The organism is Glutamicibacter sp. MCAF14 (assembly GCF_052114325.1).
Classification (GTDB): Bacteria; Actinomycetota; Actinomycetes; order Actinomycetales; family Micrococcaceae; genus Glutamicibacter; species Glutamicibacter arilaitensis.
This window is the reverse complement of sequence record NZ_JBFREO010000006.1, coordinates 123,755-136,792: the sequence shown is the minus strand read 5'-3', so window position 1 is coordinate 136,792 and position 13,038 is coordinate 123,755. Positions and strand designations below refer to the sequence as shown.

The following is a 13,038-nucleotide window of genomic DNA, read 5'->3' as shown; positions in this document are numbered from 1 at the left end:
TATCTCCAAAAAGGTAGTTGTTCGGGAAAGTGGAATCTAGAGGGCGGCCAGAACGCCCACCGGGACGCCGCCGCCCAAGGCAGGGGAGCTGGCCAGTTCGGCCAGGGCCGCGCTGGCTGCATCGCCTAGGTGCTCGGCCAGCAGCTTGGCGGTGATCGGCATGCGCGCCCGGTCCGAGCCGTCGGCAATTTTCACGGCCAGGGCGCTGCCGTCGGGCAGGCCCACGGCCTGGATGCCCTCGAAGCCGTCCTTCGCTACGGCACCGGGAATGGCGCGCATCAGGGCGGTGACATCGCGGCCAACGCCTGCCACCAGTTCCGGGTAGCGGGACATTGCCGCGGCCACGCGGGCCTCCGGGGTGCCGGGTTCAGCGGCGGACAGGCGGGCGAAGCCACGGGCCAGGCCCAGCAGGCTGATCAGGTAGACCGGGGTGCCGCAGCCGTCGGTGCTCACGCCGCTGATTTGCTCGCCGGTGAGTTCTTGGACGGTGTCTTGCAATAGCTGCAGCAGGTGCTCGTCGTGCAGGTAGTTGGCGGTGTCCCAGCCCCTGAGCTCGCACAGTGCGGCCAGGGCGGCGTGCTTGCCCGAGCAGTTCTGCGCCAGCTGGGTGGCGGTGCCGCCTCCGGCCAGGTAGTCCGCGCGTTCGGCCACGCCGTAGGGCAGGTCGGTGGAGTTGCGCAGCGCAGATTCATCCAGGTTGGCTGCTGCCAGGGTGGAGCTGGCCACCTGCTGGTGGCTCGGGGCGCCGGAGTGGCTGGCCGAAGCCAGCGCCAGCTGCTGGTCATCGAGCTGAAGGCCGGCGCGCAGCATGCCCACCGCGAACAGCGGCTTGAGGGCAGAGCGTGGGTAGTACGCGGCCTGCGGCTCGCCCAAGCTCACGAGCACCTGGCCCTGCGCATCCAGCAGCACTGCCGAGCCGTAGTGGATGGATTCCACTGTCTCCCCGCGGGTGGCTGCCACCAGTGGCACATGCTGGGGCAACACCGGGTTGGCCAGCGGGTCGGTCTGCGGCTGAGGATGGTCGGGGATCACTTATTGCTCCTGACGATGGTGGACACGGCTTGCTGTACTGCAGACAGATGATCGCTCATGGCCGCGGTGGCGGCCTGCGGATCCTTGGCTTCAATGGCGCGGAAGATGGCCAGGTGCTCGTCCTTGGACGGGCTGCGGCGTCTGGCTACGAGGTTCACGGTCTCGGACTGGCGCGCCATGGCCTCGCGAATGTCGGCGACGACCTTGGTGAACACCGAGTTGCCGCTGGCCTGGGCGATGGCGGCGTGGAAGGCGGCATCCAGTTCTACCCAGGCGGCGGCGTCGTCTTCTTGGTCCATTTGCTCCAGCAGCCCGCTGATGCGCTCCAGGTCTTCGGTGGTGCGCCGGGTGGCTGCCAGGGTGGCGGCGGGGATCTCGATATGGGGACGGGCCTCAAGCAGGTCGTCGGAGGAGAAATTGCCCAGCTTCAATTCGCGGGTGGGTCTGTGCGAAATAACAAAGGTGCCGCGCCCGGTCTCGGTGCGGGTCAGGCCCAGGGCCGCGCAGGAGCGCAGTGCTTCGCGGATCACCGAGCGGCTGACCCGGTAGTCGGCGGCGAGGGCTGCTTCGGAACCCAGTTTGCTCCCGAGCGGGATTTCCTGGGCTTCAATGGCTAGGCGGAGTGCATGGAAGACGCCTTCGGCAGCGGATCGTCGTTCAATCGGCTGCTGTCCGGGTGTCCAGCTGTCAGACAGGTTCACGTGTACCAGTGTGGGGGTGTGATGCGCCTAACGTCAAGTCGAGAACTGAAGTGATCAAGAATACTCAGGTCAGTGACGGGCGAACACCGCGAACACGATGCCGAAGGCAGGGCGTGCGCGGTGTTCGCGGCTGAGCCTCAGGCGTTCTCCAGGATGCTTTTCAATGCCCTCAGATCAGCCATGTTGGCTCGCTTCATCATCGTTTCCATCAGCGGGGCGACGAGCTTGCCGAAGCCGGTCGGCTCGCCATCATTGCGCAGGTGGACCCGAGTCGCCGTCGGCGCTATCGCTTCGAAGCGATAGGTGGTGCGCATGGGGAACGGGCCCTGCACGGTCGCCATGACCAGTTCCTCGTTCTCCGAGAACCTGATGACTTCGTAGGTGTAGGAAAGGTTCCGTCCGAGGAACCTGGCTTCAAAAGCGGTGCGCGAGCCGAGGCCGAAACCATCCTGGTCCAGCCGGCGCACGGAGTGGATATTCTGGTACCAGTTCGGAGCGTTCAGCGGGTTCATCGCGTAACCGGCCACCATGGAACGTGGCCGGTCAATCACGATGCTGGTGGAGACATCAACCATGGGGTCCTCAGGCTCCTGCGGGAACGCGACCGGTGAAGGCAATCAGGCGATCCATGCTGCTGGCGGATTCGGCGACCAGGGTTTCTTCTGCGAAGGAACCGGAGGTGCGCTGGGCCGGACCGACAGTCTTGCGTGCCAAGCCCAGTACGTATTCCGCGTGGCCAAGATGGATCTCGAACACCTGGCCGGTGGCCTGCGCGAAGTCCCAGCCGTGAACCATTAGTTCCAGATTCAGGATGCCGGCAACCACTGAAGCTGGCATGACGGCGAATCCGAGATCAATCTCGCCCTCAACGCCGCGAGCGGCAAAAGCCTCCGGGGTTGGCTGCGCCAGATTGGCGATGCGTGCTTCCGGCGCCAGGGACGGGTCATCGGATACCGCGGCGCCCAGGGCGCCGCCGATCATCGAGACCGAACTTCCAAGGTGGTCCAGCAGCTCGCTCACCGAGAATTCGGAGCAAGGCGTGGCCTTGCCTAGGTCCGCTTCCGAGATGTTGTTCAGGGCGAACTGCAGGGTTGCCAAGGATCCCTCAGCGGAAACGATCGGGTTCTCGGGATCCGGAACTGCATTCCACTGATCGATGGCGGCTTCGCCGGATGCGGCAAAGTCCTTCAGGCGGTCCAGGAAGTGGTTCCATCCCTCGGCATGGCCCGAAGACTGCTCGGCATTCAGCCCCTCATGGCGCAGGGTCAAGGCCGTGCCCTTCTCCAGCGGTTCCAAGGTGATGAAAACCGTCGAGTCGCCGGGCGGCACGGCATCCGAACCTTCCCAGCCCATGGTGAAGACCATGCGCTTGCCCGGCTCGATTTCGGTGAAAGTGCCCGATGCCTGGTGGCCAGGCCCCATGGTGAAGCGGTAGCTGCCGCCGATCTGCAGGTCGACGCGGTTGGCAACGGTTTGCCAGCGGCGAAGCCGTTCCGGGTTGGTGACAAGCTCAAAGGCGGTGTCGGCGTCAACGGGGAGGATGACTGTTCGTTCGAAGCTCATGGCTTTTCTCCTGGTGGCTGGTGCGGTGGCCCATTGAACGACGCCAATTCGGTGGCCTCGGCAACGAGCAGGTCGAGTTCGGTATTCCAGAACGAGTCAAGGAGGGCCTTGAGCTTCGTGATGCCTGCAGGGTCCAGCGAGTAGTAGCGGCTGCGGCCATCCTTGCGGGCGTGGAGCAGTCCTGCATCAATCAACAGCAGCAGGTGTTGCGAGATGGCGGAGCGGCTGACTGTGAAGTTCGCGTCCAGTTCCGTCACGGTGCGTTCCCCGGAACCCAGCAGCTGAACCAAGCGCCTTCGCGCTGGCTCGGATGCGACTTCCAGTAGATCGAGCATGAAAGATGCGTTAGCGGTCACTAACGCATTTAAGCAAGGTCATCTCTCGGATAATTTTGGAGCGAAACCTCAAGAGCCGTTAATGCACTAGTGGGCGCGCCGGCATTGCTGCCGGGGCGCCCACTAGTGGTGAAAATGCTTATGGGATGGTGATGATCTGGCCTGCATAAGCCAGGCCGCCACCGAAGGCGAAGAGCAGCGCCTTGGAGCCCGAAGGCAAAGGCTCGTCCGAAGCCATCAGCTTGGAAAGGGCAAGGGGGACCGAAGCTGCCGAAGTGTTGCCCGAGTACACCACGTCGGTGGCCACACGTGCATTCGGTGCACCTATCTTCTCGGCAAGCGGCTCGATGATGCGAAGGTTCGCCTGGTGCAGAACGATGGCATCCAATTCTTCTGGCTTCATGCCTGCGCGGTCAATGATCTTCGAAGCGATCTTTGGCAACTGGGTTACGGTCCAGCGGTAAACGCTCTGGCCGTTCTGCGCGAACTTCATGTTGTTCTCGGTTTCAATGCGCACTGCATCGGAAAGCGACGGCACCGAGCCCCAAACTACCGGCGAGATTCCATTATCTTCCGAAGCGGTGATGATGAAAGCTCCGGCGCCGTCTGCGGTCAAGACGCAGGTGGTGCGATCGGTGAAGTCGGTGTAATCGGTGAGCATCTCCGAGCCGATAACCAAAGCATTCTTGGCCGAACCCGCGGCGATGGCGCCCTGCGCCAAGCCAACTGCGTGGGCGAAGCCAGCGCAAGCTACGTTGACGTCCAAAGCTGCCGGGCCCTGATCCATGCCTAGTGCATTGGCTACGCGAGCGGCCATATTAGGGGAACGGTCCGTCGCGGTGCAGGTGGCGACGATGACCATATCGATATCCGCTGCCTTGATGTCGCCTGCGTTGCCCAGCGCCATCTTGGCGGCCTTGATAGCCATGGAGTCAACGGTTTCAACACCGGTGCCCCAGCGGCGTTCTTCGATGCCGACCCGGCGGGTGATCCATTCATCGCTGGTTTCCACCAACTTTTCCAGCTCGGTGTTAGGGACGATGCGCTCTGGCTGGAAGTGGCCAAAGGCGACGACTTTGCTGCCGGTCATGGATATAGCTCCTCGGTGGATTCAAATCTTCTCTTCCAAGATTAGTCGTTTTGAATGCTACTCGCCGTTCATATGCACTACAAAGCATGTATCGGCCCGGATTCCCGTGAATTTGGGCCAAATTTGTTCGGTAATCGAGAAATCTGATTCGCCAGGACTTCATATGGTGTCGACGCCTTGTTAACCTGCCGGTCAGACCCCCGGGCTTCAATGGGAAGGAATGCACCACCTGCACGGGGAAGGAATGATGAAGCCACTGACCGTAGTACAAGTCAGCGATACTCACCTGTGCCCCGAAGGCCAGCTGCTTCACGGAAGCATCGACACCTGGCAACTAACCGAGCAGGCATTTGAAGCCGCTGCTTCGTTTGCCCCGGACGCGGTGGTGGTCACCGGGGATGTCTCCGATCGCGGAGCGAAGATCCATCGGCGGGCTGCGCAGATCTTCAACCAAGCGCAGCAAGACCTGGGCTGCCCGGTAATCACCATTCCGGGCAATCATGATCCGTTGGGTGCGATCGCCGAATCCTTCAATATGAAACGGCTATCCACCGGCCCCTATCCGGCTGACACGGTGCACGAAGTCATGGGGCTTCGCATTATCGGCTTGGACACCGGGGGATTCCAGCAGGCCCAAGGCCAGCTGAATCGCGAACAGCTCGATTGGCTCGCTTCGCTGTTGACCGTACCGGCACCGCGGGGAACTTTCTTGCTCCTGCACCACCCTCCGGTTGAAGCCACCAGCCAGGCCCGGGCCGGACGCGGTTTGCACAACCCCATGGAACTGGCCGCAATCATTGCCGGAAGCGATATCCGGATGATTCTGAGCGGCCACTACCACCAGATGGCCACCAGCCAGTTGCTGAATACTCCGGTGTTCATGGCGCCAGCGGTGTCCTACAACATGAACCCATTTGCCCCAACCCAGATCCTGGACGAACCCGGTGCCGCATTTGCGGTCCATCAGGTTTCCCAATCGTCGGTGGACTCATTTGCCGTATCCAGCGCGCAGGCGCTGGGCCTGCATGACGGCCCGAGCTTGCCTGCACCGGTTAAGAGTTCGCAGACCAGCGACTAACCCGAAGAACAGAATTGCGCACCGTGCACGCGAAGCTGCGGTGCATGCCAGAAAGAAGAAGACGATGACTGCACAAAAACTAATCCTCATCCGCCACGGACAGACCGAGTGGAACAAAGCCGGACGACTGCATGGCCGCAGCGACCTGCCGATGAACGAGACCGGAGTCCGCCAGGCCAAGCAGCTGGCTGCCGAGCTGGGTGGGCAGGGCCCATGGGAAGCGGTCTATTGCTCCCCGCTCTTCCGTGCCCGCCAAACCGCACAGATCATCGCCAATGACTTGGATATCCGTGCCCTGCACGAGAACCAAGAACTGATGGAACAGGACTTCGGCGATCTTGAAGGCACGCTGGTTGGCGACGGCGCCGATGAGCAGCGCCAGTTGCTAGTTGGGACCGGCGAAACCGAAGAGCATCTGGTGGGGCGCGCAGTGAACGCGCTGTTCAAGATCTGCCACCAGCATCTTGGCGGCAAGGTGCTGGTAGTGAGCCATAGCGCCCTGATCTGCTCGGTGATAGCTGCGCTTACCGGTGAAAGCAACCCGCGCATGGCCAATGGAAGCTATGTCGAGGTGGACGCGCAGCTGCTGGTCAACCACGTATCGCGCGAGCCACTGTGGCATTAGGAAACGCAAAAGTGCAGCCCGCGAAATCGCGGGCTGCACTTTTGGGCTAGGTGAGGTTACAGCGAACGCAGCACCAGAGCAGTACCCTGCCCGCCACCACCGCAGATGCCAACGGCGCCCAGGGAACCGGCCGGCAAATCTTGCAACTGGCGAGCCAAGGTTCCGATAATGCGTGCACCGGACGCGCCAATCGGGTGGCCCAGCGCGATTGCTCCACCATGAGGGTTCACGATCGAAGCATCAAGACCCAGCGCCTTGGTGGACTGCACCGAAACAGCTGCGAAAGCCTCGTTGATTTCCACGGCTTTCAGGTCCTTGGCCTCGGCGCCGGCCTTCGCCAAAGCAGCCTTGATCGCATTGGAAGGCTGCTCGTGCAAGGTGCGGTCCGGACCGGCAACAAAAGCGTGCGAAACAATTTCGGCCAGTGGCTTCAAGCCCAGACGCTCGATGGCCGCATCGCTGGCCAGTACTACCGCGGCAGCACCGTCGGTGATCTGCGAGGAGTTGCCCGCAGTGATGGTGCCTTCCTTGGCGAACGCGGGACGCAGCTTGCCCAAGGACTGAACGGTGGTTGCCTCGCGGATGCCATCATCTTCGCTGATCACGGTGTCGCCGCGACGGCTGGAAATAGTGAACGGCTCGATCTCGCCAGCTGCGAAGTCGCGGGAAGCTGCCGCGCGCTGGTGGGATGCGGCCGAAACCTGATCCTGTGCCTCGCGAGTCATCGACAGCTTCGCATTGTGCTCCTCGGTGGAAGCGCCCATGGAACGCTTCTCTGCGGCATCGGTCAGGCCGTCGTATTCCAAGGTGTCGATCATTTCGATGGCACCGTACTTGGCCCCGGCACGGGCACGCTGCACATGCGGCGCCAGCGACATCGATTCCTGGCCGATGGCCAGAACGACATCTGCTTCCCCGCTGTTGATCAGACGGGCACCAGCCACCACGGCTTCAGCACCAGAGAGGCACACGGCATTCACTGCAATTGCTGGAACGTCCAGCGGTACCCCGGCACCCACCGCAGACTGGCGAGCAGGGTTCTGCCCGGCGCCGCCTTGCAGCACCTGGCCGGCGATGACCTGCTGGACTTCGCTGGCATCAACACCGGCACGAGCCAGCGCGGCCTTGGCCGCGTGGGCACCGAGCTCGGTGCCAGGCACGGATGCGAAGACGCCGTTGAACTTCACGAATGGGGTGCGGGCGTAGCCCACAATCTTTGCGGTCATGCTTTCAGATCCTCCACCATGTCCACGGCAAATTCTGCTGCCGTGATTTCCTTGATTGTTTCTACGCTTTCACCCGGGGCAACCCCCCGCAAGGTCAAGCTTCCGTTTTCTATATCAAACACCGCACGGTCGGTGATGATGCGATTGACCACGCCCACCCCCGTCAGCGGCAGGTCGCATTTCTCTACGATCTTCGAAGTTCCGTCCTTGGCCACATGATCGGTCAGGACGATCACGCGCGGGGTGCCTGCGACCAGGTCCATGGCGCCTCCCATGCCCTTGACCAGCTTGCCCGGAATGGTCCAGTTGGCCAGATCACCGTTGGCGGCCACCTGCAACGCACCGAGGATGGCAGTCTGGACGTGCCCGCCGCGGATCATGCCGAAGGACGTCGCCGAATCGAAAAAACTGCCGCCGGGCAAAATGGTGACGGTCTGCTTGCCTGCGTTGATCAAATCCGCGTCTTCTTCACCCTCATAGGGGAAGGGCCCCATGCCCAGCAGACCGTTTTCACTTTGCAATTTGACCGAAACACCCTCAGGCAGGTTGTTAGCCACCATGGTGGGGATGCCAATACCGAGATTCACGTATTGCCCGTCGGTCAGCTCGCTGGCAGCAATGGCTGCCATTTCATCTCGTGTCCACATGCTTAGGCCTCCTCTCGGGCGCGCACGGTGCGCTGTTCAATGTCCTTGACCTCATCGGCCTGGACCAGGGTCTGCACGAAGATCCCCGGGGTTTCCACCAGCGATGGATCCAAATAGCCGTCGAGAATCTCTTCGGCTTCGGCAAAGGTGTGCCGGCCGGACATGGCCGCCAGCGGATTGAAGTTCTTCGAGGTCATCCGGTAGCGCAGGTTGCCCTCGGCATCGGCCTGATGGGCCTTGACCAAGGCGATGTCAGCGAAGATGCCACGCTCAAGGATGGCTGGCTTGCCGTTGAACTCCATGACTTCCTTGCCTTCGGCGATTGGAGTTCCCACTCCAGTGGGCGTGAAGAAGGCCGGAATGCCCACGCCGCCAGCGCGCAGGCGCTCGGCCAAGGTGCCCTGCGGGCAGAATTCAACTTCCAAATCCCCGTTGAGGAACTGCTGGGCGAAGAGCTTATTCTCGCCAACGTAGGAAGCCAGGACCTTGGAGACCTGCTTGTTCTCCAACAGGATGCCCAGTCCTTTTCCATCGACACCCATGTTGTTTGAAACGATGGTCAGATTCGTTGCCTTGGAGTCCCGAAGGGCTGTGATCAGCCGGTTGGGGATGCCCGAAAGGCCGAAACCACCCACGGCAATGGTCATGCCGTCTTCTACGACTGCAGCCAAGGCGGCGGTTGCGTCATCCTGAAACTTCGTTGCCATCGATTCCTCCATGTGTCCACTATGTGGAGCGCGGATCTGCTTACTTCCTAACGTACGTAGTGGCCGGTGCGCATTCAATAGCACTTGGAGCATTGCTGGGGTATTGGTCGGATGGTGAGGAAAAATGACCAGGGTGCCCATATTATGAACGGTCATTACTCGGGTTAGACGATGTCGAACTCGTTGCCTTCGATATCGAACATGCAGATCGCGAAATGACCCATCTCCGGCATGTCGTGAACGGCGCGGACCGTAGCGCCCAAGCCGACCAGGCGCTCCGCCTCGTCGGTGACGGTTTGCCTGCGCTGCTCAAAGCGCACGCCGCGACCACCGCCTACCAGCAAGTCCAGGTGCAGCCGGTTCTTGATGCTCTTGGATTCTGGAACTTGCTGGAACCAAATCCGGGGCCCACCACCTTGCAGATCGACCAGCGACTCCGGAATTTCACCGGCTCCAGGTGGCAGCTCGTCCTCTGGCACACCCATCGACTGCCAGTAGGTGCGCCATGTGCGATGCCCCGCTGGGGCCGGCTCGGGAACGTAATGCAAAGCCTGTGCCCAGAACTTCGCCATTGCCTGCGGAGCAGCGCAGTCAACGACGATCTGCCATGTATTTTCCATGTGCCGAATTATCCGCCGATAAGTCCGCGGGCAACAGGGCTATGGAGACAAACTATGAAGCAGAAATTACTTCGGCCCGAGCACATCGTCCATAATGTGGTCATGAGCAATTCCCCGGCTGGAACCCAGGTAGTAGGACGGTTGGCTTCCGTGCTTCGTGCCGTGAGCACCTCAATGCCCGAAGGCATTACCACGACCCAAGCTGCCCAAAGCACCGGATTGGCCCGCCCTACGGTGCACCGTTTGCTCAGTGCCTTGGTAACCGAGGGATTCTGCGACCATGACAATCGCACCGGCCGCTGGCTGCTCGGCCCAGAGCTCTACCTCATGGGCGCAGTGGCAGCTGAACGCTATGACATCAGCGACCTTGCCCGCGAACACGTTGCCGCGCTTGCCGAAGCAACCGGAGAGAGCGCCTTCCTCTCGGCACGGCGGGGAGATGAAACAGTGTGCCTGCTGCGCCAAGATGGTGCATTCCCCATCCGCTCGTTTGTCCTCTATGAGGGACGGCGCTTCCCGCTGGGTGTCGCTTCTGCCGGTATCGCCATCCTTGCCTTCCTGCCCGAGCAGAGCACCGAACGCTACTTGAAGAATGCGGATCTGGAACCAGAATACGGTCCTGCGCATTCACCTGCGCAGCTGCGCAAGAAGATCGCCGAAACCCGGCAGTTGGGCTATTCGGTCAACCCGGGGCTGATCGTCGAAGGCAGCTGGGGCATGGGAGCAGCGGTTTTTGATAATTCAGGACAGCCTGCCTGGGCTTTGAGCCTGACAGGGATCCATACCCGTTTTGAAGCCCAACGACGCCAAGAGCTGGGAAAGCTCTTGCTGCACCACGCCCACGAACTGTCCACCAAGCTCTCGGCGCGGAACAACTTGGTCACGCGCTAATTCCTCCTTCCCCGCTATAAATCTTCCTGCGGTAGTCTGTCTGATCGGCGGGCTTGCTTGGTTTGAAGATAGTCCGCGGCAAATTCAAAAATATGAAGGAACGGCAAATTTGAGCACCATCCCGGTCGGAATCAGTACCCCGCAGATCCTTGTTGACGTGGCGAAACTGGAAAAGAATATTGACCGGGTGGCACACCGTGTGGCAAGCCAGGGCCTGAAGCTGCGCCCGCATGCCAAGACCCACAAGATGCAGGAAATTGCCGAACGCCAGATGAACGCCGGGGCTGCCGGACTCACCGTGGCTACCGTGGGTGAAGCCCTTTCCTTTGCGCTGCACGGGGTCGCGAAGATTTTCATTGCCTATCCTCTATGGGTCGATCAGGCCCAGGCAACGCGGATCCTGGAACTGATGCGCCGGGCCAAGCTGAGCATCGGGACCGACTCCGTTGAAGCAGTCCAGCAGATGGCGAAGATGCTGGGGGAGAAGGCTTCCAAGGTCAAGCTCATCATTGAAATCGACAGCGGCCACCACCGCAGCGGAGTCAGCCCGCAGGGAGCAGTTGAAATTGCCGAGGCCGCCCGTGCCGTGGGGATGCGCGTGCACGGGGTCTTCACCTTCCCCGGACACAGCTACGCACCGGGAGGCATCGACGCCGCGCTAAACGATGAGCATAAGGCCCTGGCCGAAGCAGCGTGCCTGCTGCGCGATGCAGGGCATACGATCAAGCGCATCAGCGGCGGCTCCACCCCGACCGCCGAATTGAGCGACAACGCGGTGCTGACCGAGGTGCGCCCAGGAGTCTACGTTTTCGGTGACGCACAGCAATTCGAACTGGGACGCGTGCGCTGGGAAGACATTTCGCTGACCGTGGCGTCCACCGTGATCAGCCGCCACGAAGGCGATGGGCAAATCCCGCGCCGGATCGTGCTGGATGCCGGCAGCAAGGTGCTCGGCGGGGATCGCCCGGTGTGGGCCACCGGCTATGGGCGCATTGCCGAGTGCCCTGAAGCGCGCATCAGTGCACTCTCGGAGCATCACGCCACCGTGCTGTGGCCCGAGCACTTGCCGCTGCCAGCCCATGGCCAGCAGCTGCAGGTTATTCCGAACCACGTCTGCGTTGCGGTGAACTTGGTCGATACGGTGCTGGCCGTGCATGAGGATGGCAGCCACGAGGCCTGGGATGTGGCAGCCCGCGGGCTGAACTTCTAGTTCCCGCCCGCAGTCCGCTTGCGGCGTTGCTCGGGAAGGACCGCCGCAGAACTGCGTCCAATGGCCGAACGCACGACGCGCAGGGCCGTTCGATGGGCAGAAGCCGCCTCTAGGCAGTGCCTGGGCGAACACCGTCAGCTCGCCTTCCCAAGAAAGCGCAGCAGGCACCGCGATGCAGGATCCAAATGGTTCTTGGCCTTGAGTTGCTGCTTGGAGCGTCGCAGCGCCGCCAGCTTTTGCGGTTCGCCAGCCAAGGCAAGCACACGCGGATCGATATAGGAATCCGCAGCAATCGCAGGAGTGTTGCCCAGTGCGCTGGCGGCCTGCTCCACGGCCAGCTTGCGCAGGTTGCTTGCCTTTTCGCTTGCCTCAGTTGACGTCGGAGAATCGAGCAGCGCCTTGAAAGCAGTCAGGCTGCCTCCCCAGGTCCTGAAGTCTTTCGCGGTGAACGCCTCCCCAAGATGCTCTGCCAGATAACGGTTGATCTGCGAGGGCTGCACCAGCTTGGATTGCCCATCCTCGTCCAGATAGCGGAAAAGCTCATAACCCGGTTCATCACGCAATTCGTTCAGCGCCTGGACCAGAAGCCGGCTTTTGACTTTGACGCGCTGCTTCTGCCCGCTCTTACCGGGGAATTCGAGGCTGGCGCAATTCCCCTGGATTTCCAGATGCTTGGTACGCAGCGACGCGGCGCCGAAAGACTTGTTGTCGCGGGAATAGGCGTGCGAGCCGATCCGCAGCAGATGCAGATCCATCAGCAGCACCACTGCGGCGGTGACCCGGTCCTTCTCGTTCCCGGATCTGCGCAAATCCCGGAGCACCTGGCGTCGCAGGTCGGGCAGCGCCCGGCCGAATGCAGCCAGCCGGTCGAATTTGGCGGCATCCTGCCTATTGCGGAAAGACTGGTGGTAGATCATCTGCGTCCGGCCTGCCGCATCGATTCCGCGGGCTTGGACCTTGGCCCGCGCGCTGCGCGCGATCTCTACCTGCTGCCACGCCGGTGGAATGGCCAGTTGGGTGATCTGCTCCAGCAGCTGCGGGTCCCGGACCTTGCACGAGTCCAGCAGGTAGAAGAAGCCGCTGCCGGCTCGTCGACGCGTAATCGGAAGCCGCTTGCTTCGCTGTGCTGGCATGGAAGCCTCCTGGATGCTGCGCAATGTGTAATTACCGACACGCTAGCGCTAATCGTGTGCGTGACCTCAAGTTCGCAGGAAAATCCCAGCCAGCCTGCTCCAAGCTGCTGCTTCTCCGGCGCCTCGAAGGTGCAGAAATGCCTCCCGTCTGCATCTGTGCAGGATTCCAAATCGCGCAGC

General features: G+C 61.7%; 15 protein-coding genes. 4 read left to right on the top strand and 11 right to left on the bottom strand.

Translation table 11 applies throughout. The features are described 5' to 3' along the window. Positions 1–36: 36 nt before the first annotated feature. The 6 genes from AB4Y71_RS14230 to AB4Y71_RS14205 form a co-directional block, all read right to left on the bottom strand. Positions 37–1,032 (bottom strand): asparaginase, encoded by a 996-nt coding sequence (locus AB4Y71_RS14230; protein ID WP_441721260.1) that lies wholly within the window; start codon positions 1,030–1,032, stop codon positions 37–39. Further along, a complete protein-coding gene (locus tag AB4Y71_RS14225; RefSeq protein WP_013350170.1) occupies positions 1,029–1,733 on the bottom strand; it encodes a FadR/GntR family transcriptional regulator in 705 nt (234 codons plus the stop codon). The genes AB4Y71_RS14230 and AB4Y71_RS14225 overlap by 4 nt, the downstream gene beginning before the upstream one ends. 137 nt (positions 1,734–1,870) lie before the next feature. After that, positions 1,871–2,308 carry an SRPBCC family protein gene (locus AB4Y71_RS14220; protein ID WP_441721257.1) on the bottom strand — a complete coding sequence of 146 codons (438 nt, stop codon included), beginning with the start codon at positions 2,306–2,308 and terminating at the stop codon, positions 1,871–1,873. A gap of 7 nt (positions 2,309–2,315) precedes the next feature. Then, complete coding sequence (locus tag AB4Y71_RS14215; RefSeq protein ID WP_441721255.1) at positions 2,316–3,296, bottom strand: TIGR03086 family metal-binding protein; 981 nt, start codon at positions 3,294–3,296, stop codon at positions 2,316–2,318. Beyond that, positions 3,293–3,652, bottom strand: a complete 360-nt coding sequence (locus AB4Y71_RS14210; protein ID WP_441721252.1) for an ArsR/SmtB family transcription factor — start codon at positions 3,650–3,652, stop codon at positions 3,293–3,295. Before AB4Y71_RS14210 ends, AB4Y71_RS14215 begins: the two co-directional genes overlap by 4 nt. Positions 3,653–3,770: 118 nt before the next feature. Beyond that, a complete protein-coding gene (locus AB4Y71_RS14205) occupies positions 3,771–4,721 on the bottom strand; it encodes a beta-ketoacyl-ACP synthase III (protein WP_013350168.1) in 951 nt (316 codons plus the stop codon). Between the two features lie 244 nt (positions 4,722–4,965). Here AB4Y71_RS14205 and AB4Y71_RS14200 point away from each other — a divergent pair, with 244 nt between their 5' ends. After that, positions 4,966–5,799: a metallophosphoesterase family protein gene (locus tag AB4Y71_RS14200; protein WP_441721249.1), complete on the top strand. Its 834-nt coding sequence runs from the start codon at positions 4,966–4,968 to the stop codon at positions 5,797–5,799. 64 nt (positions 5,800–5,863) lie between these two features. Beyond that, on the top strand, positions 5,864–6,424 hold the full coding sequence (locus tag AB4Y71_RS14195) for a histidine phosphatase family protein (RefSeq protein WP_013350166.1): 561 nt from the start codon (positions 5,864–5,866) through the stop codon (positions 6,422–6,424). A 56-nt stretch (positions 6,425–6,480) separates the two neighbouring features. Here AB4Y71_RS14195 and AB4Y71_RS14190 read toward each other — a convergent pair whose 3' ends face one another. From AB4Y71_RS14190 to AB4Y71_RS14175, 4 genes are all read right to left on the bottom strand, one after another. Continuing rightward, positions 6,481–7,650, bottom strand: coding sequence for an acetyl-CoA C-acyltransferase (locus AB4Y71_RS14190; protein WP_441721246.1), 1,170 nt, complete (start codon positions 7,648–7,650; stop codon positions 6,481–6,483). Beyond that, positions 7,647–8,297: a CoA transferase subunit B gene (locus AB4Y71_RS14185; protein WP_013350163.1), complete on the bottom strand. Its 651-nt coding sequence runs from the start codon at positions 8,295–8,297 to the stop codon at positions 7,647–7,649. Before AB4Y71_RS14185 ends, AB4Y71_RS14190 begins: the two co-directional genes overlap by 4 nt. Before the next feature lie 2 nt (positions 8,298–8,299). Next, positions 8,300–9,004: a CoA transferase subunit A gene (locus tag AB4Y71_RS14180; protein ID WP_013350162.1), complete on the bottom strand. Its 705-nt coding sequence runs from the start codon at positions 9,002–9,004 to the stop codon at positions 8,300–8,302. A 164-nt stretch (positions 9,005–9,168) separates the two neighbouring features. Continuing rightward, positions 9,169–9,624 carry a VOC family protein gene (locus tag AB4Y71_RS14175; protein WP_441721243.1) on the bottom strand — a complete coding sequence of 152 codons (456 nt, stop codon included), beginning with the start codon at positions 9,622–9,624 and terminating at the stop codon, positions 9,169–9,171. Positions 9,625–9,726: 102 nt separating this feature from the next. Here AB4Y71_RS14175 and AB4Y71_RS14170 point away from each other — a divergent pair, with 102 nt between their 5' ends. Both AB4Y71_RS14170 and AB4Y71_RS14165 read left to right on the top strand, forming a co-directional pair. Next, positions 9,727–10,515, top strand: a complete 789-nt coding sequence (locus tag AB4Y71_RS14170) for an IclR family transcriptional regulator (protein WP_441721240.1) — start codon at positions 9,727–9,729, stop codon at positions 10,513–10,515. 109 nt (positions 10,516–10,624) lie between these two features. Further along, entirely contained in the window at positions 10,625–11,725 is a 1,101-nt protein-coding gene (locus AB4Y71_RS14165) for an alanine racemase (RefSeq protein WP_441721237.1), read from the top strand. Positions 11,726–11,859: 134 nt separating this feature from the next. On the opposite strand, the gene AB4Y71_RS14160 is transcribed toward AB4Y71_RS14165, so the two are convergent. Further along, positions 11,860–12,858: a DNA topoisomerase IB gene (locus tag AB4Y71_RS14160; RefSeq protein ID WP_441721234.1), complete on the bottom strand. Its 999-nt coding sequence runs from the start codon at positions 12,856–12,858 to the stop codon at positions 11,860–11,862. Positions 12,859–13,038: the final 180 nt, after the last annotated feature.

What these genes read in the sequence shown, in the direction of transcription:
- AB4Y71_RS14215 (WP_441721255.1), bottom strand. Translation starts at nt 3,296, where the DNA reads ATGAGCTTCGAACGAACAGTCATCCTCCCCGTTGACGCCGACACCGCC.
- AB4Y71_RS14200 (WP_441721249.1), top strand. Translation starts at nt 4,966, where the DNA reads ATGATGAAGCCACTGACCGTAGTACAAGTCAGCGATACTCACCTGTGC.
- AB4Y71_RS14195 (WP_013350166.1), top strand. Translation starts at nt 5,864, where the DNA reads ATGACTGCACAAAAACTAATCCTCATCCGCCACGGACAGACCGAGTGG.
- AB4Y71_RS14205 (WP_013350168.1), bottom strand. Translation starts at nt 4,721, where the DNA reads ATGACCGGCAGCAAAGTCGTCGCCTTTGGCCACTTCCAGCCAGAGCGC.
- AB4Y71_RS14170 (WP_441721240.1), top strand. Translation starts at nt 9,727, where the DNA reads ATGAGCAATTCCCCGGCTGGAACCCAGGTAGTAGGACGGTTGGCTTCC.
- AB4Y71_RS14185 (WP_013350163.1), bottom strand. Translation starts at nt 8,297, where the DNA reads ATGTGGACACGAGATGAAATGGCAGCCATTGCTGCCAGCGAGCTGACC.
- AB4Y71_RS14175 (WP_441721243.1), bottom strand. Translation starts at nt 9,624, where the DNA reads ATGGAAAATACATGGCAGATCGTCGTTGACTGCGCTGCTCCGCAGGCA.
- AB4Y71_RS14160 (WP_441721234.1), bottom strand. Translation starts at nt 12,858, where the DNA reads ATGCCAGCACAGCGAAGCAAGCGGCTTCCGATTACGCGTCGACGAGCC.
- AB4Y71_RS14190 (WP_441721246.1), bottom strand. Translation starts at nt 7,650, where the DNA reads ATGACCGCAAAGATTGTGGGCTACGCCCGCACCCCATTCGTGAAGTTC.
- AB4Y71_RS14220 (WP_441721257.1), bottom strand. Translation starts at nt 2,308, where the DNA reads ATGGTTGATGTCTCCACCAGCATCGTGATTGACCGGCCACGTTCCATG.
- AB4Y71_RS14180 (WP_013350162.1), bottom strand. Translation starts at nt 9,004, where the DNA reads ATGGCAACGAAGTTTCAGGATGACGCAACCGCCGCCTTGGCTGCAGTC.